This is a genomic window from Oryzomonas sagensis (genome assembly GCF_008802355.1).
GTDB lineage: Bacteria > Desulfobacterota > Desulfuromonadia > Geobacterales > Pseudopelobacteraceae > Oryzomonas > Oryzomonas sagensis.
In genome coordinates this window covers 1,599,667-1,616,382 of sequence record NZ_VZRA01000001.1, presented here as the reverse complement: position 1 = coordinate 1,616,382, position 16,716 = coordinate 1,599,667, and the positions used below count along the sequence as shown (strand labels likewise).

Sequence of the window (16,716 nt, the reverse complement as noted above, 5' to 3'; positions counted from 1 at the left end):
TCCTTGACATCAGGGGCGAATGTTGTTACAAAAATTGATACGGAGAGAGCCATCATCATTGAGGCAGCGACGCGCCGAACCGCCTCGATACGGCGGCGAAAGGGGAAACCATGGAACTGTTCAAGGATATCCGCCAGGTGTTCGACTTTGCCATCGAAAAGGAAGAGGCCTCGTACCAGTTGTACTCCAAGGCCGCCGCGATGGTATCGTCGACCGCCAGCCGCAAGATGCTGGAGGAGATGGCCGGGCAGGAACTGGGGCACAAGCGCCTGTTGCAGGGGCTGGACCGGGAGAAGGTCCATGAATACCGCTTCGTCAAGGTGCCGGATCTGAAGATCGGCGATTACCTGGTAGACATCGAATACCGGGACGACATGACGTTCCAGGAAATCCTGGTCTTTGCCATGAAGGCCGAGGAAAAGGCCGCCCGGCTCTACAGCGAGGCCAGCCACCTGACCGACGTTCCCGAGATCCAGCGCATGTTGTTGATGCTCGCCAACGAGGAGAAGAAGCACAAATTCAACCTTGAATCGATGTACGATGACAAGATACTGACCGAGAACTAGTGCCCCATGACTAACCGCACGGGACACTATCGTATCGGATGCCGCCTCCGGGCGGCATTTTCTTTGTGAGGCTATTATGATGTTTCCCGAACAGATCCACCTCCCCTTCAATTTTGCCATCATCAAAGAGCACTTCCAACCCTGTTATCCCGCCCTGCACGAGCCGGCGGAAGAAGGCTACTGGGCCATCATGCAGGGTAACAGCATCCTTGTGGCGCGGGATAAAAACGGCCTATCCCTGCCCCAGGGCGGCCTGCCGGGCTGGCTCCGGCCGAAAGCTCCTCCGATCTTCATCGGCCACTGGCATGGCAAGCCGCTCCGCGCCTTTGTCGTCGCCGGCGACCTGCCCCTCCAGGCCCCCTTCGAGGCCGAGGCGTTCAACGCTGCCGAGCAGCGTCTGGACATGGCGACCCTTTCCGTGGGGGGCCTTGCCAAGCAGGTTCTGCACTGGGACCGGCAGAGCCGCCACTGCTCCCGCTGCGGTGCGCCGACCGAGCCCATGACCGGCAATTGGGGCAAACGGTGCACCGGCTGCGGCACAGAGCACTTCCCCCACATCCACCCCTGCGCCATCGTACTGGTCAGACGGGGCGACCACCTGCTCCTCACCCGCAAGGCGGAATGGCCGGCGGGCAGGTACAGCCTGGTGGCCGGATTCGTCGATTTCGGCGAATCCCTGGAAGAGTGCGCCATCCGCGAGGTCAGGGAAGAGACCAGCATCGGGATCGAAAATGTCCGCTACGTGGGAAGCCAGAACTGGCCCTTCCCGGCCCAGCTCATGGCCGGCTTCGTGGCCGACTGGGCCTGCGGCGAGATCACGGTTGACACGAGCGAACTGGAGGATGCCCGCTGGTTTCCCCTGAACGCCCTCCCCTCGCTCCCGCCCAAGCGCAGCATTGCGCGCTGGATCCTCGACAACTTCAAAACGCCGACATCCTGCCCCATTTGAGGTGGCCCGCTTCAACCTGACCGTCTGGAAGAGCCTGTTTAGGCCATTCCTCCACACGGCATGTTCTTTGCGTTATACTAATTGAACCGAGAGACACCACCGCCCCGACCGGGGCAAGGAGGCTGTTATGCAACGCGTACTCTGGATCGTTTTCATGCTGTTCATCGCCATCCCGCCATCCTGGTCCTTGGCCGGAGTCATCAGCCCGGCCAGGGTGCACCAGCAGGTCGGCGACGTCTATTTCCGCACCCCCAGCGATACGGACTGGCTGCCGGTTGCCGTCAACACGCCCTTGGACGAGGGGGATTCGGTCTGGTGCCCCGATGGCTCGCGGCTCGAGATCCAGTTGAACGACGGGTCCCTGATCAGGATCGACGGCGGCTCCACCATGGAGATGCTCGCCGTGGAGGAGGGCTTCACCCAGATACACCTCTCCGCGGGGCGCATGTACGTGCACACCGTCAGCAATGTCAAGGAACGCAGCCTGCAAATAGATGCCGAGGACACCACGGTGCTCCCCGCCAGCCGCACGCGCCTGCGGATCGACATGCTGCCCAACAGTGAAGAGGACGTATCCATCTTCAAGGGTTCGGCCTATGTGGAAGGCAACGGCAGCCGCACCAGGGTGCGGGCCGGCGAACAAATCGCGTTGGAAGAGGGGCATAACGAACTGCTGGCCCTCAATCCCCCCGACGATTGGGAACGCTGGAACATGGACCGCGACCGGGGCATCATCCGCAGTTCGCGCTCGGAGGCCTATCTCCCGGAAGAGATCAGGGGGTATGCCGGCGAACTCGACGCCAGCGGCGAGTGGGTTCGGGTTCCCGACTACGGCATGGTCTGGCGGCCGACGGTGATCCTGGCCGACGACTGGGCGCCGTACCGGAGCGGCCGCTGGATCTGGAAGGGCGACGATTATGTCTGGATCTCCTACGAGAACTGGGGGTGGGCGCCCTATCACTACGGGCGGTGGATCGTGGTGGGCGGACGCGGCTGGTGCTGGGTTCCGCCCGGTCGCGGCGACGTTTACTGGGGACCGGGGTACGTGGGGTGGTATCGCACCGGCGACCGCGTCGGCTGGACGCCGCTGGCGCCGGGCGAGACCTACTACGGGCGCCGTTCCTATGGCCGCAACAGCGTCAACATCAACGTCACCAACATAAATGTCAGGAACACCACCGTGGTCTACCGGAACAGCCGGGCCCGGGGTGGGATGACGATGGTTCCCCAGAACGATTTCCTGCGGGGGAGAACCGTGAATACCCCGATGAACGGGAGAAACGCGATGCCCCCTTCGGCGGCCGTATCGGTGGGCAGTCCGCGCATCAAACCGCTCCGGGAATCGCGCATGCCGGTCGTCAAGGGCACCCCTCCCCGGATCGCACCGCCTGAGGTGAAACGGGTGGCGCCCCAGGAGATGCGGCAACGCTTCCCGCGGATAATGCCATCTGCGCCCGCCGCCACCCCCGCCCCGGCAAGAACGCCGAAGACGGCAGCGCCTGCGCCCGTAGCGACGCCCCAGGTGCGGGACAGGAAGAATGTCCCCGCCGGGCAGCCGACCGCGCAACCACAACCGGCCGCAAGGACGGCGGCCCCGGCTGAAACCCGCGCACCGGCCTCTCCGGCACCCCAGGGGAGGGGAGAACGGCGCTCCCCCGTGCCGGTCGTAACGGCACCGGCGGCAAAACCAGCCCCGGCAATCCAAACACGGCCCCAGAGCAGCCCGGCTGCCCCGAACGCCGGACAAAACCGCAGAGCGACACCGTCACCCCAGGCGCAGCCGAGAAAGGTCTGGAACGTTACTGCCCCTGAACAGCGCAATGAGAATAAGGGGACGCCGGTTCCCGCACGGGGGCGTTCGGAAGAACGGCGGGAGGCTCCCCAAAGATAGCTTGAATCGTGAAGAAGTACATCTCTGCCGGTAACACAAAAGGCTCTCCATGAGGAGGGTCTTTTGTATTGGTAAAACATCTATGCAGCAGGGCAGAAGAGATGCGCCACGAGCCAAAGGCTACTTCACCAGCAGCTCCATCAGGTTATGCCCCTCCACCTTCAGGCCGGTCGTCCCGGCCTGTTCCTCGTCGTAGGAGCTTGCGCCGTTGCCCGGCCCCTCCCCGCCGCGATAGATGACAAAGGGAACCGGTTCCGCCGTGTGGGTCATCAGGCGCACCGGCGTGGGGTGGTCGGGGGTGCAGAGGATGGCGAAGTCGCCGAATTTCCTGATCCCTTCCAGCACCGTACCCACCACCTGACGGTCAAAGTCCTCGATGGCCTGGATCTTGTGATCCATCCTGCCGGAATGGGATGCCTCGTCGGGGGCTTCCACATGCACGTAGACGAAATCGTGATTTTCCAGGGCCGCGAGGGCGGCCTGGGCCTTACCCAGGTAGTTGGTGTCGATGTAACCGGTGGCCCCCTCCACGTGGATCACGTCCAGGCCGGCGCAGACACCGATCCCCCTGATCAGGTCCACTGCCGAGATTACCGCTCCCGAGAGGCCGAATTTCTGGCTGTAGGGATCGACGCGTGGGGTCTTGCCGTGTCCCCAAAGCCAGATGGAGTTGGCCTGCCGCTTCCCCTCCTCCTTGCGTTTCTTGTTGAGGGGATGGTCGTGCAACACCATCTGGGCGTGGTTCATGATATTGTTCAACGTGGCGGCGCCATCGCCGCTGGGGAGGTACTCCAGCACCGCCTTGCCGGTGATGTCGTGAGGGGGGGTGGCCGTCATGCCGTCCTTGCCGCCGCGCCAGACCATCAGGTGGCGGTAGCCGACCCCGGGATGGAACTCGAACTCGGCGCTGCCGATCTCCTTCTGGAGCGCTGCCACCAATCCGCGTCCCTCCTCGGTGGAGATGTGGCCCGCCGAGAAATCCTCCATGTAGAGCGAACTGCCGTGGGGCTTGAGGGTAACCAGGTTCATGCGGAAGGCGACATCGTCCGGGCCGAGGGTCACCCCCATGCTGACCGCTTCCAGCGGAGAACGGCCGGTGTAGCAGGTCCGCGGATCGTAGCCGAAGATCGACAGGTTGGCTACGTCGCTGCCCGGCGGCAGCCCCTCCGGCACGGTATTGGCCAGGCCGACCAGACCGTGCCGGGCCATGAAATCCATGTTGGGGGTCTTGGCCGCCTGGAGCGGTGATTTGTTGCCGAGTTCACTGTAGACCACGTCCGACATGCCGTCGCCGAGGAGGATGATGACCTTCATACGCGCCTTTCAGGATGAGAATGGGGATAGAAAACCAATACTGAGGAAGTCAGGTCATATTAGTTTCCGAATCATCCCCTTGTCAACCTTCCTTGCCGCTATTTCCGCACAAAAATCTCTTTTGCCAGGTTGCCGTCGATGGCGAACTCGGAAAATCCGACCCGGAAGATGTAGGAAGGGAACGACTGCACCAGCACGATACGATTGCCCGGCAGGACCCCCATGGCCATCAGCTTCTGCATCTTCTTGCTATCCTCGGTCTGGATGTAGGCGATCTCCCCTTCCTGCCCCGACTTGAATTCGGTCAGGGCCACCACGCCAAGGTCGCCCTGGGCCCGGGCGTCCGCGCAGCACTCGCCCGGCGGTATCGGCTTGCCGTGGGGGCAGGTGGTGGGATGGTTGAGCATGGTGCAGATCTTGACGTCCACCCCTTCATTGAGCAGGTGCTCGAACTGGCAGGCCTTGTCGTCTCCCTCGTCGCCGCGCAGGTTGAGCACATCCATCATCAGGCGCTCCGCCAGACGATGGCGGCGGATGGTCATCTTCCCCTCTTCGCGCCCCTCGGGCCGGAAATAGACCATCCCCTGGCGCAGTTCCACCAGCGCGCGGTCGGTCAGCTCCCGGTAGGCCGGGTCATCGGCCGGGAACCCCATCTTCTCCGGGTCGAGAAAACGCCCCCCCTCTTCTTCCACCGCGATCCACAGGGCCTCCAGGATCTCTTCCGCCTTTTCGGACAGTTTCATATACGCTCCTTCTTTGCCACCGGGTGACAGGCATACAGAGAAACAACCATCAGATCGGACATCGCACCATAGCTTTCCCGTCGGAAAACACTATTTTAAGATGCCTTTGATTTTTTGTCCTCTGAATTCTCTGCAGCTCCAGCGTCGGATGATGTTTTCCGTTTCAACATGTTTTTCAGCTTACCGATAAAGGCCGGTTCCAGGGGATTCTTGTAGTTGCAGCGCGGGCAATGCACGCTGTGGCACCCGCCGGGGCAGCCGCCGCACCCGCGCTTTCCTTCATTTTCGTCGAATTCGTGTCCGCAAAACCCGCAAATCATCTTCATATCTCCCGGGGGGTGCCCCCTTCGCAGGATACTAGGAGAGTATCCCCGTTACGAGCAAGAAACGGTTGAGCACATAGCCGCTGCCGAAGGCCAGCAGGCTGACGAACACGCCGATGCTGCCAGCCACCTTCCACCCCCGTTCCTTCTTCATGATCAGAAACTGGGCCACACAGGGGATGAACAGGGTCAGGGTCACCGCGGCAACCGTCAACTGGCGGGCATCCATCACCCCTTTCGTCTGCAGTTCGTACAGGCCGGCTGCGCCGTAATCCCGGCGAAAGAAACCGAAGATGAAGGCCACGGCCGTCTCCCGGGGCAGGCCGATGGACGCCATCACCGGCGTCATTGCCGTTATCAGCTTCTCGAAGAGCCCGGTTATCTTGCCGAGCCAGAGCAGTATGGAGGCCAGTACGAACAGCGGCAGGATCTCCATGAAATACCACTGCATGCGGGTATAGGTCTTGGTCAATACGTTGGAAAACTGCGGCAGCCGCATGGGGGGCAACTCCATGTAGAACATGGGGGCTTCGCCCGGCATGACCCGGGCCGCCAGCAGGCCCACAACCACGAACAGCAGCAGCAGACAGGCGCCCCACACCACCAGGGCGCCGGGGAACTTGGACAAAAGCGCCAGGATCACCCCCAGTTGGGCCGAGCAGGGGATGGTCAGGGCCAGCAACACCGTGGCGATGACCCGCTCGCGGGTCGTTTCCAGGGTGCGGGTCACCATGGTCGCCATGGTGTCGCAGCCGAACCCCAGCACCATGGGGATCACCGCCCGGCCGGTGAGGCCGAACCGTTTGAAGATCCGATCAACCAAAAGGGCGAGGCGTGGAAAGTAGCCGGTATCCTCCAGAAAGGAAAAGAAGATGAAGAAGGTCGCCACGATCGGCAGGATGATCCCCACCGCATAACGGATTCCCAGGGTGATGATGCCGTACTCCCCCACGAACAGCTCCTGGATGATCTCCCAGGGGATGACCATCTTGACGATACCGGTAATCCAGGGGTTGAACATCTCCACGAAGAGCTTTTTTTCCAGCACGTCGACCAGCGTGCCCGCGCCGAAGTCGCCGACGAACTTGTACAGGCCGAAATAGAGCACGATCAGCAGCAGGGGGATACCGGTCAAAGGCCTCACCGAGATGCGCGACAACCGCTCGCCCCAGGTGACGACCCGTTTCTCCGGGCTGGTGAACACGTCCTGAACCAGCTTTTTGACGATATCCTTACGTTCCATGGAGAGATCCAGGTGGAACGAGCCGCGGCGGTTGAAGGCGATGTCCCGCACCCTTTCGGCAATCACCCCGAACCCCTCCCCCTCCCGGCGGCGCACCAGGGAGGTGATCTCTTCGTCCTGCTGGAACAGCAGCAGGGCCAGGGCGCGGCGGGAAAGGATGTACTCCCCTTCCATGAGCCCGGACACCTCGTTGATGTCGTGCTCCAGGAGGCGGCTGTAGGTAAAATGCCGGGGGCTGCCCACATCCTGGCAATAGGTGGCGATGGCGGAACGGATCTCGCCAAGCCCCCGTTTGCGGGTCGTGGCCGACCCCACCACCGGGATGCCGAGCCGCTGCCGCAGCAGTTCCAGGTCGATCTTGAGCCCCATCCGCTCGGCTTCGTCCATGATGTTGACCACCAGAATCACCGGCAGGCCCGCCTCGATCAACTGGAGCGTCATGGCCAGCATACGCTCCAGATTGCGGGCATCGAGCACATGCAGCACCACGTCCGGGGTCTCGTGCAGCAGGATCTCCCGGGCCACCCGTTCCTCCTCGGTGATGGTATGGATCGAATACATCCCCGGGGTGTCGATCACCTCCCACGGCTGCTCATTGATCACGGCATGGCCGCGGGATACCTCCACCGAGGTCCCGGGATAGTTGGAAACTGTTACATACGACCCGGTCAGGGCATTGAACAGCACACTCTTTCCGACGTTGGGATTGCCGACCAAGGCCACCCGCTTGGCATTTGGCACCTTCCCCGGCGCTTCCGTCTGTTTACCGCAGCATGTCGCCATTACTCCATCCTTTATGCTTTTGATTTTCAATTTCAAATATATGGCAAAAAAAATTAGTGCTTAGCCCTGCATGCTGCGCACAGTCCGTAGAGTTCCAGCTTATGACTCTTGATCATGAAACCGTGGAGTAGCGCTATCTCCTTCTGCAGTTTCTCGATGGTCTCATCCTCGAACTCGATGATCGTGTTGCACCCGGTGCAGACCAGATGGTCATGGTGCTCGCCCGCCGACACGTGTTCATAGCGGGTTTGGCCGTCGTTCAGCAGAATCTCGCGGGCCAAGCCGGCCTCGGTGAACAGTTTGAGGGTGCGGTACACCGTGGCATGTCCGATGCCGGGATGGCTGGCCTTGATCTTCAGGTACAACTCTTCGACGCTGACGTGCTGGCGGGTGGCAAGAAAAAAGTCCAGGATGATGTCCCGCTGGCGGGTGGAGCGGAGTCCCTTGGCCGCGGCAAACGCATTGAAAGCCTTTTTCTTTTCGAGGATCATCCCGCCCTCCCTTTTGAACTTGAAATTCAATATAAGGGACCCGCCATGATCCTGTCAACACAAAAATATGCGACCCGAAACCGAGCCAATAACTTGAGTTACCTGGAGCAGAATGCTATATAAGTACTGTTGTAATTCTTGATTCGACGTAAATTGCCGGAATCCCGCAAACGGTGTGTTGCTAGGTTTCGTCGGTTTTTCCGGAGATGTTTGGCTCATGGGATTGACCCAGATCGACAATCTTGAAGCGGGGATGACCCTGGCAAGCGATGTTCACGACCGCACCGGCAGGTTGTTATTGGGTGCGGGCGTGGAGTTGAGCCAGAAGCATCTTGTGGTGTTGCGGACCTGGGGGGTGATGGAGGTCAACATCGTCGGGATGGAGGACGACGACCCGAATAGCCACCTCCCCGCAGAGATCACCCACGAGCAGTTGGATGCCGCCATGGCGTCGCTTGAACCGCTTTTTGGCAACAGTGACCTACAGCACCCGGTCATGCGCGAACTGCTCCGCCTCGCAGCGTTGAGAAAGGCCACCCATGAGCTTTGCTGAACGCGCACCCATCACCCTGGAGCGGCTCGTGGAGCAGACGCGGACGATCTACTCCCTCCCCTATTTCTACGAACGCTTCAACGAGGCCATCAATCACCCCCGCAGTTCCATCGCCGATATCGCCAAGATCATCATCGAGGACCAGGGCCTCACCGCACGCATCCTCAAACTCGCCAACAGCCCGCTGTTCGGCTATTACTCCCGGGTTGATTCGATCACCAAGGCGGTGACCATCATCGGTACCCAGCAGTTGCGCGACCTGGCGTTTGCCGCCTCGGCCATGGGCGTGTTCAAGGGTATCCCCGACGATTTGATGAATATGGCCTTATTCTGGCGGCACAGCATCGCCTGCGGCATCATCGCCCGCAATCTGGCGACCTGCCTGCGCGAAAGTAATGTGGAGCGGTTCTTCGTGGCCGGAATCCTCCACGATGTGGGGCAATTGATCCTGTGCGCCGCCATACCGGAGACGGCCGGCGAGGTGCTGGCGCTCAGCCGGTCGCGCCAGGAGCATTACCACCATACCGAGCGGGACCAATTGGGCTTCGACCATGCCGACCTGGGCGGGGCGCTGTTGCAGGCATGGAAGCTTCCGGCCAACATTTTCGAACCGGTGGCATGTCACCACGCCCCCCGCTCCGCGGCCCAGTTCCCCCTGGAATCAGCCATCGTCCACCTGGCGGAAATCGTCTGCCAGGCCTTCGAGTTCGGCGCCAGCGGCGAGTGGTGCGTCTCTCCCCTGGATCCGGCGGCCTGGGATCGCCTCGGCATGCCGGTCAACATCCTGGCGACGATCCTGAAACAGTCGGAACCGCAGATCGAGGAAACCTTCGATATTCTGATGGAGGGGCAATGAAAGCAAAAAGCCCCCCCCTTTCCCTTGAATTCCTCCAGGAGCGGGTCCAATTTCTGGAAGAGGCAAACCGGCGTTACATGTCGATTTTGGACATGCTCGCGTCGAGTCTGGATTTCCAGGGCGACCTCAACCGCGCCAAGGACTTTTCCGCCATTTTCCAGGCTACCCAGGTTCAGGTCCGCAGAATCCTGGTGAGCCTGGAAATGGGGTGCCTTGAGGCGACGGAGGATGGCAGCTTCGAGTTGGCATCCTGGGAACCCGGGGATGCCCGGAACGAGATTCAATCCGAGATCGACGCAAAGATCATGGACGGGACCTTCGCCTGGGCTCTGAACCGCAACCAAGCCATCCTGGTGCCCCTTGCCGACAACCGGACCCTGCTCCTGCACAGCATCGCCACCCGTTCCCGCATCCTGGGGATGTTCGCGGCCATCCTGCCCGGAGATTCGACCTCGGTGGATGCGGCGGCTCTCAACGCCATCTCCATCGTACTGTACACCTGCGCCCACGCCCTGGAGAGCACCACGCTCAACGCCAAGCTGCACGAAAATATGGTCACCCTTGAAGAGAAGGTCCTGGAGCGGACACACGACCTGGCCATCGCCCGTGAACAGGCAGAAGAAGCCAGCCGCGCCAAGAGCGCCTTTCTTGCCAACATGAGCCACGAGATCAGAACCCCCATGAACGGCATCATGGGGATGACCGATCTCCTGCTCACCGGCGGGCTCGCCCCCGCCCAGGAGCGGCAGTTCCACCGCGCCATCATGGATTCGGCCGACGGCCTGATGCTCATCATCAACGATATTCTTGATTTTTCCAAGATAGAAGCGGGCAAGACCGTACTCGACCATTCACCCTTCCTGCTGCGCACGGTTATCGGGCAGATGCTGCGTTCGCTGGCGCCCAAGGCGACCGACAAAAAACTGGAGTTGCTCTGCGTCCCGGAAATAAACGTGCCCGACGCCTTGATCGGCGATGCCGGAAAACTACGGCAGGTCCTGGTCAATCTCGTGGGCAATGCCATAAAATTTTCGGACCGGGGGGAAATCGTCGTTCACACCAACCTCCTGACAGACGATGGCGATCAGGCGCTGCTCCAATTTTCCGTCTCGGACCGGGGGGTCGGAATCGCCCCGGAAGCCTGCGAACGGATCTTCAACATGTTCGAACAGGCCGATTCGTCCACGACCAAACGTTTCGGCGGCACCGGCCTCGGCCTGACCATCTCCCGGCGGATCGTGGAACTGATGGGGGGCACAATATGGGTCGACAGCACGCCGGGACAGGGGAGTACGTTTCACTTCACCGCCCGCCTCCAGGTCCAGCAGCACGGACCGCCCCGGCCGGAACCGGTCGAACTGCTGGACCGGCACGTCGTGGTGGTGGAACAGATCGAGTTGAACCGGCGCACCTTGGCCCAATACCTGACCGCATGGGGCATGCGGCCTTTTGGCGCTGCCGATGGAACGGAGGCGCTGGAACTCGTCCGCCGCCTGAGTGACGCATCCAAACGCCCCCTGCTGGCGCTGGTCGATCTGCAGACCCTGGGTGCGGATTGCTGGGGCGTGGTCGAACAGCTTCGAGAGGCCGGCCGCGCCGGCCTTTCGATGATCGTCATGACCAACGCCGGGATGCGCGGCGACGCCGAACAATGCCGCCGGCTGGGGGTCGGCGGGTATCTCGCCAAACCGTGGATACACGATGAACTGCGGGACGCCATCCTGGAGGTTCTGACCGGCCGGGGCGCAGCGCAGCAGCTGCCGACCGCCCGCCGCCCCCTGCCGGAGGAGCAGGCCCGCCTTGACATCCTGGTGGCCGACGATGTGGAGGTCAACCGGCTGCTGGCGTTGGCCATCCTCGAAAAGCAGGGACACCGGGTCACCCTGGCCGCCAATGGCCGGGAGGCTGTCGCGGCCTATGCCGCGGGGCATTTCGACGCCATCCTGATGGATGTCCAGATGCCGGTCATGGATGGCTTGCAGGCTACACGTCAAATCCGGGAGCTGGAGAAGGCTGCCGGCCGGAAATGTCCCATCCTCGCCCTGACGGCTTATGCCGGCCGGGAAGATCAGGAGAAATGTCTGGCCGCGGGTATGGACGGGTACCTTTCCAAACCATTCAAAGCTGCTGAACTTGAATTCGCCCTGCACAAGCAGTGCGGCCTCCCCCTCGCTCCCCAAGAGCACGGTTCGGGATCACCCGTCCCCAGGAAGACTTCTGAACCGGACCTGCCGGTATTCGACCGCGCTGGGTTGCTTTCCCGCCTGGGGGGGAAGACCGAACTGATCGGTAAGTTTGTGGCGCTGTTCCGCAAGGGGATGGACGGCAACCTGGAGAAACTTCTCGCGGCCGCGGAGAATCGTGATAGTGAAGGGATGCGGCTAAACGCCCACACCATCAAAGGGGCTGCCGGCAATATCGGAGCGCCGCGAATCCAGGACATCGCCCGGCGCATCGAAGAGGCCGCCCGGGAAAAGCGACCGGTTGAGGCGCTCGACCTGCTCCCCAGTCTCAACAACGAATATGATGCCTTCGTGCGCCTGACCGCTGAAGGCTTATAACCGGCCCGACCCGAGCGGGCCGGATTTCACAGAGGAGGAATGACATGGAGCTCAAAAAATGCCTTGTCGTCGACGATGACGAATTGGGACGCGAGATCGTCGCCCAGTACCTGGAGAACGTTCCCGTCGTCGACACCGCCGGCGGCGGCCGGGATGCGGTCGAAAAGTTCCAGGCAGCCATGACGGAGGGCGCCCCCTATGAGCTTATCCTGCTGGATATCGTCATGCCGGACATGGATGGGATCACCGCCGGCAAAGAGATCAGGAAGCTGGAGAAAGGACTGGCCCTGCCGACGGACAAGCAGGTCAAGATCGTCATGCTGACGGCCCTCAATACTCCCCAGGATGTCATGCAGTCCATGCTGGCGGTTCAGTCGTCAGCCTATCTGGTCAAGCCTGTTGAGCCGGAGAAGGTCCGTAAAACGATCAGCCAGTTGGGGTTGCGGATTTCCGGCTAAAGGCCGCCGGCCGGACAAACCGCCGGGGAAGCGTGAACTGCAGGGGAAAGAGGAAGATTTCCTTGTCATCGGGCGATGTTATCGTATGAAATTTGATGAGGGCGATATAATCATGTTAATCTTTCAGGCGTGTTGCCAATGACGGTCCCGACAATCCTCATTGTTGACGACGATGAACTGAGCGTTCGCATGCTGGAAACCCAGCTCGGCGAGGCTGGTTTCGCTCCCGTAGCCGCATTCAGCGGTGCGGAAGCCCTGGACATCATGGAGCGACGCCAGATCGATCTGGTCATCTCCGACCTGGTCATGCATGAAATGGATGGCCTGGAACTCATCGAGCAGATCGGGAAGCGGCACAAAGGGATACCGGTCGTCGTAGTAACGGCAAACGGCAGTGTGGAGAGCGCTGTCGAGGCCATGCGGCGCGGTGCTTACGATTACCTTGAGAAGCCCATCAATCCCGATATGTTACGCATCACCACCCAACATGCCCTCGACTACCACCATATTGTCCGCGAAAATGAACAGATCAAAGGGCTCCTGGGAGAACCATTCACCTTTCAAAGCATTGTGACCGTCAATCCGTCGATGAAAGAGATGCTGCGGCTGGCGGCCAAGGTGGCTGCGGTACGCCAGACGACCATAGCCATCTACGGCGAAAGCGGTTCCGGCAAAGAGGTGTTGGCGCGAGCCATCCACTTTGCCGGCAAAGGGCTCCCCACCAATTTTGTCGCGGTAAACTGCGCCGCTATTCCCGAACACCTCTTGGAAAGCGAACTCTTCGGCCATGTGCGGGGAGCCTTCACCGGTGCCGACCGTGATCGGGAAGGCAAGTTCAGCCTGGCCCGTGGGGGAACCCTCCTGCTCGACGAGATCGGCGACATGCCTCTGCCGCTCCAGGCCAAGCTGTTGCGGGTCCTCCAGGAGCGCGTTTTCGAAAAAATCGGGAGCAACGCCCCGCTTCCCGCCGACTGCCGGGTCATCGTAGCCACCAACCGCAATCTGGCCGAGTGGGTCTCTGCCGGGCGCTTCCGCGAGGATCTCTACCACCGGATCAACATTTTTCCGCTTACCATCCCCCCCCTGCGGAACCGCAAGGACGACATCCCCCTGCTCTGCGAACATGTGCTCGACCATCTGCGCCAGCATCTGGGCAAGGCACTGCCCGGCATCTCCCCAAAGGCCATGGAAGCCATGCTCAACTACCACTGGCCGGGCAACGTCCGCGAGTTGCGCAACTGCCTGGAACGCGCAGCCATCCTCACGGACGGAGAGCCGATCCGTCCCGCCCATCTGGGGATCGATCCGGCAGGCTCCACTGGTGCCGCCCATGGCGGCAACGTTGGCGACAGCGTCACCTATACCCTGACGGTGCCGGGCGAGACCCTCTCACTCGATACGTTGACGAAACGCATTCTGGCCATCACCCTGGAGCGGTGCAACGGCAACAAATCCAAGGCTTCCCAAATGCTCAAGATCGGTCGCAAGGCATTTTACCGTCCCTGACCCGTTGCGGCCCATTCTCCCGCCCAGTCTGCAGTCGCTGTACGCCCCTCGTCAGAAGTTTCCGGGCAAAAACCACAGGCGTGGCGCAGCGGCCGCCGGAACCGTATTCCGGCGGCGACGCCGTGAAGGCCGGGACTGGGGGCACATGGGTCTTTTTTAGTATGTTATGCGGAGGAGACCGACAGAGAGGGCAACGTTGTTGGAGGCTGTGGGCGAATCGACAACCTCGGGGACAATGGTGGGCATGGCAAATTTGATTGTGCCGTCTTCAATTTCAGCCAGCGTCTTGACCGCTTTTGCCAAACCGAAGATGGTGCCGCCGATAGCGCCGCACCCGGCACCTACTCCAAAGTTGACAAGGTGTTTCGCCGGTTTCTTGGATAAAGCGACGGTCGCGCCGCCGACCAACGTGCCGATCATGACGCCGTAGAGGGCATCCTGGAGCGTTTCCTGAAGGGCTTGGTCAACCGCAGCAGCGGGAATGGCACTCAAAATTGTGGCAGAGATCACGATCATTGAAACGATTTTACGGGTTTTGGGTGCTTTCATCGAACCTCCTGTCTATCCGTTGCCGTGGTCTCCCGGCATCATCACCCCGCCGGCGGGCCGCCACCGCAAGATACGCTTTCAGAGGCGTTCCCCGGTTGCGCATATACATACTGCATCTGCACCATTTTTTCGTAGACGTCTTTGCGGCAAAAAACCTCGACAGCGATAATCTCGCCAGCGATTACGTCAACCAGGATATTGCCCTGTTTAGGGGCCAATGCAATCGTGGTCTGCCCCGTTCCCCATCCTTTCGAAGGCTGCAGCCCCGTACAGAGCATGGCGCAAAATCCCCCACCGATCACGCATCGCCGCACATCGACCGGCATGTCCCTCACTTGGCAGGCAAGTTCAGGTCTGTCTTCCTCGAGGAGCAGACGCTCCAGTTCCCTCACAAAATCCGGCAGGCAATCTTTCAGATATACTTTTAGCATGACCGTACCATGTACTTGCTCATCTCGCCGGGCAGGGGCACCGCCTTCCGCGGCAACGGCCTCAGACCGCCTCCCCTGCCGGCATACTCACTCGGGTTTCGCTTGCTCGTTCAGGGATGGGGGGAGTGTTTCCTTGATATCGGCCTTGCGGATCAAAGACTTCATGAGTTCCATGGCGGTGAGGTTCACCCCCTCGGAGGTGTCGTTGATGGTTACTCCCCACAGCAGCCTGCCGGTTGTGGTATCGGCTATCTTGGCGGTCAGGGAAACGGTGCAGCGGTTTTTCTTGTCCATATTGCTGGCCAGACTGGCCACCAGCGAGGGGGACCGGATCGTCTCGCAACTGAAATCATTGACGCTGCCGAAAACCACTGCAGCGATATTACGGGACTGCAGAGCGTTCCGCATATCGTCACTCAGGCCCGAGCCGTAGAACTTTGTTTCATTCACCAAGGCAGTAGCGGTGCTGCGATCAATAACGACATATCCCTTGGCCACCAGCTCCAACGCTACGCGGTCGGCGGCCTCCTGGCCGATGCTTTTGGAACTGGCGGTAGAAAAGAAGGGCATGAGCGCTACCGTCCTTGTGTCGGGAGGGCTTCTGAACAGAGAGCAGCCGGCCAATGGAATACAGAGAATAATGTGACAGATGATTCGTTTCATTAGTGCTGTTTCCGTAACCTTTCTGTGGTAAATGCCACGGTAAAAAAGATCATGCGGCCTCGAATTTGTAGCCGGCGCCGTAGACCGAGTGGATAAACTCCGTGTCGGGATTGGCACCTGCAATCTTCTTGCGCAACTTTTTAATGTGGCTGTCGATGGTACGGCTGCTAACAACGCGGCGGTCGAGATAAATCTGTTCCATGAGTTGCTGACGGCTGTAAATTCGTCCCGGCTTTGCCGCCAAAAACTGTAACAGTTTGAATTCAACAGCGGTGAGGCAGAGTTCGTGTTCGGCAAGCGTGGCCCGATAGCGCGATTCATCGAGCATAAGCCCGGCAGCCTGCGTGGTCTGTTCGTCGCCCATGCGGCGCAGAACCGCCTTGACCCGGGCGACGACCTCCCGCGGGCTGAACGGCTTGCAGATATAGTCATCGGCGCCGAGTTCGAGCCCGAGCAAACGATCCACCTCATCAATACGTGCGGTCATCATAATGATCGGCACATTGGAAAAGGTTCTGATCTCCTTGCAGATATCTATACCGTCACGCCCGGGCAGCATCAGGTCGAGCAGTACGAGGCTCGGTCCATTATCTTTCACCCAAGACGCAACTTCAGCACCATTGAACAAACTAGCTGTTTCGAATCCGGCAAGATACAGATAATCTTTTAGTACATCGACAAGCTTAAGCTCATCTTCAACAATAAGTATTTTTTTAGTCATAGGTATTTCCCCACAAATATGTTTCACAAGGTGATACTAGTTTAATGTTGTACACACTATTACCATAACAAGTCTCGGCTGTATCACTACCGGTATATATTTTCCCATTTTTGCC

16 protein-coding genes are annotated in these 16,716 nt (G+C 60.3%); 8 read left to right on the top strand and 8 right to left on the bottom strand.

From position 1 onward, the window contains the following. The first annotated feature begins 110 nt into the window (after positions 1-110). The 3 genes from F6V30_RS07475 to F6V30_RS07465 all read left to right on the top strand — a co-directional run bounded on the left by F6V30_RS07475 (position 111) and on the right by F6V30_RS07465 (position 3,406). Positions 111-566: a ferritin-like domain-containing protein gene (locus F6V30_RS07475; RefSeq protein ID WP_151156283.1), complete on the top strand. Its 456-nt coding sequence runs from the start codon at positions 111-113 to the stop codon at positions 564-566. A 76-nt stretch (positions 567-642) separates the two neighbouring features. Then, on the top strand, positions 643-1,515 hold the full coding sequence (gene nudC, locus F6V30_RS07470; protein ID WP_151156282.1) for an NAD(+) diphosphatase: 873 nt from the start codon (positions 643-645) through the stop codon (positions 1,513-1,515). A gap of 127 nt (positions 1,516-1,642) precedes the next feature. Next, a complete protein-coding gene (locus F6V30_RS07465; RefSeq protein WP_151156281.1) occupies positions 1,643-3,406 on the top strand; it encodes a FecR family protein in 1,764 nt (587 codons plus the stop codon). 120 nt (positions 3,407-3,526) lie between these two features. On the opposite strand, the gene F6V30_RS07460 is transcribed toward F6V30_RS07465, so the two are convergent. The 4 genes from F6V30_RS07460 to F6V30_RS07440 all read right to left on the bottom strand — a co-directional run bounded on the left by F6V30_RS07460 (position 3,527) and on the right by F6V30_RS07440 (position 8,303). After that, on the bottom strand, positions 3,527-4,720 hold the full coding sequence (locus F6V30_RS07460) for a cofactor-independent phosphoglycerate mutase (RefSeq protein ID WP_151156280.1): 1,194 nt from the start codon (positions 4,718-4,720) through the stop codon (positions 3,527-3,529). A 98-nt stretch (positions 4,721-4,818) separates the two neighbouring features. Then, positions 4,819-5,463, bottom strand: a complete 645-nt coding sequence (locus F6V30_RS07455) for a metal-dependent transcriptional regulator (protein WP_149306577.1) — start codon at positions 5,461-5,463, stop codon at positions 4,819-4,821. 357 nt (positions 5,464-5,820) lie between these two features. Then, complete coding sequence (gene feoB / locus F6V30_RS07445) at positions 5,821-7,812, bottom strand: ferrous iron transport protein B (RefSeq protein WP_151156278.1); 1,992 nt, start codon at positions 7,810-7,812, stop codon at positions 5,821-5,823. A gap of 53 nt (positions 7,813-7,865) precedes the next feature. Continuing rightward, positions 7,866-8,303, bottom strand: a complete 438-nt coding sequence (locus F6V30_RS07440; protein ID WP_151156277.1) for a Fur family transcriptional regulator — start codon at positions 8,301-8,303, stop codon at positions 7,866-7,868. A gap of 217 nt (positions 8,304-8,520) precedes the next feature. On the opposite strand from F6V30_RS07440, the gene F6V30_RS07435 reads away from it, so the two are divergent. The 5 genes from F6V30_RS07435 (at position 8,521) to F6V30_RS07415 (ending at position 14,237) form a co-directional block, all read left to right on the top strand. Continuing rightward, positions 8,521-8,856, top strand: coding sequence for a hypothetical protein (locus F6V30_RS07435; protein ID WP_151156276.1), 336 nt, complete (start codon positions 8,521-8,523; stop codon positions 8,854-8,856). Then, positions 8,843-9,712, top strand: a complete 870-nt coding sequence (locus F6V30_RS07430) for an HDOD domain-containing protein (protein WP_151156275.1) — start codon at positions 8,843-8,845, stop codon at positions 9,710-9,712. Before F6V30_RS07435 ends, F6V30_RS07430 begins: the two co-directional genes overlap by 14 nt. Then, positions 9,709-12,273 (top strand): response regulator, encoded by a 2,565-nt coding sequence (locus F6V30_RS07425; RefSeq protein ID WP_151156274.1) that lies wholly within the window; start codon positions 9,709-9,711, stop codon positions 12,271-12,273. Before F6V30_RS07430 ends, F6V30_RS07425 begins: the two co-directional genes overlap by 4 nt. Positions 12,274-12,317: 44 nt before the next feature. Next, positions 12,318-12,731, top strand: coding sequence for a response regulator (locus F6V30_RS07420; RefSeq protein ID WP_151156273.1), 414 nt, complete (start codon positions 12,318-12,320; stop codon positions 12,729-12,731). A 138-nt stretch (positions 12,732-12,869) separates the two neighbouring features. After that, the gene (locus F6V30_RS07415) at positions 12,870-14,237 is read left to right on the top strand and encodes a sigma-54-dependent transcriptional regulator (protein ID WP_151156272.1); all 1,368 of its coding nucleotides are present in this window, start codon (positions 12,870-12,872) and stop codon (positions 14,235-14,237) included. A 156-nt stretch (positions 14,238-14,393) separates the two neighbouring features. Here the strand turns inward: F6V30_RS07415 and F6V30_RS07410 are convergent, their stop codons facing one another. The 4 genes from F6V30_RS07410 to F6V30_RS07395 all read right to left on the bottom strand — a co-directional run bounded on the left by F6V30_RS07410 (position 14,394) and on the right by F6V30_RS07395 (position 16,601). Further along, the gene (locus F6V30_RS07410; RefSeq protein ID WP_151156271.1) at positions 14,394-14,786 is read right to left on the bottom strand and encodes a hypothetical protein; all 393 of its coding nucleotides are present in this window, start codon (positions 14,784-14,786) and stop codon (positions 14,394-14,396) included. Positions 14,787-14,827: 41 nt separating this feature from the next. Beyond that, the gene (locus tag F6V30_RS07405) at positions 14,828-15,217 is read right to left on the bottom strand and encodes a hypothetical protein (RefSeq protein ID WP_151156270.1); all 390 of its coding nucleotides are present in this window, start codon (positions 15,215-15,217) and stop codon (positions 14,828-14,830) included. Between the two features lie 87 nt (positions 15,218-15,304). Then, positions 15,305-15,880 carry a CsgG/HfaB family protein gene (locus F6V30_RS07400; RefSeq protein WP_151156269.1) on the bottom strand — a complete coding sequence of 192 codons (576 nt, stop codon included), beginning with the start codon at positions 15,878-15,880 and terminating at the stop codon, positions 15,305-15,307. A gap of 49 nt (positions 15,881-15,929) precedes the next feature. After that, entirely contained in the window at positions 15,930-16,601 is a 672-nt protein-coding gene (locus F6V30_RS07395) for a response regulator (RefSeq protein WP_151156268.1), read from the bottom strand. Positions 16,602-16,716 lie beyond the last annotated feature (115 nt).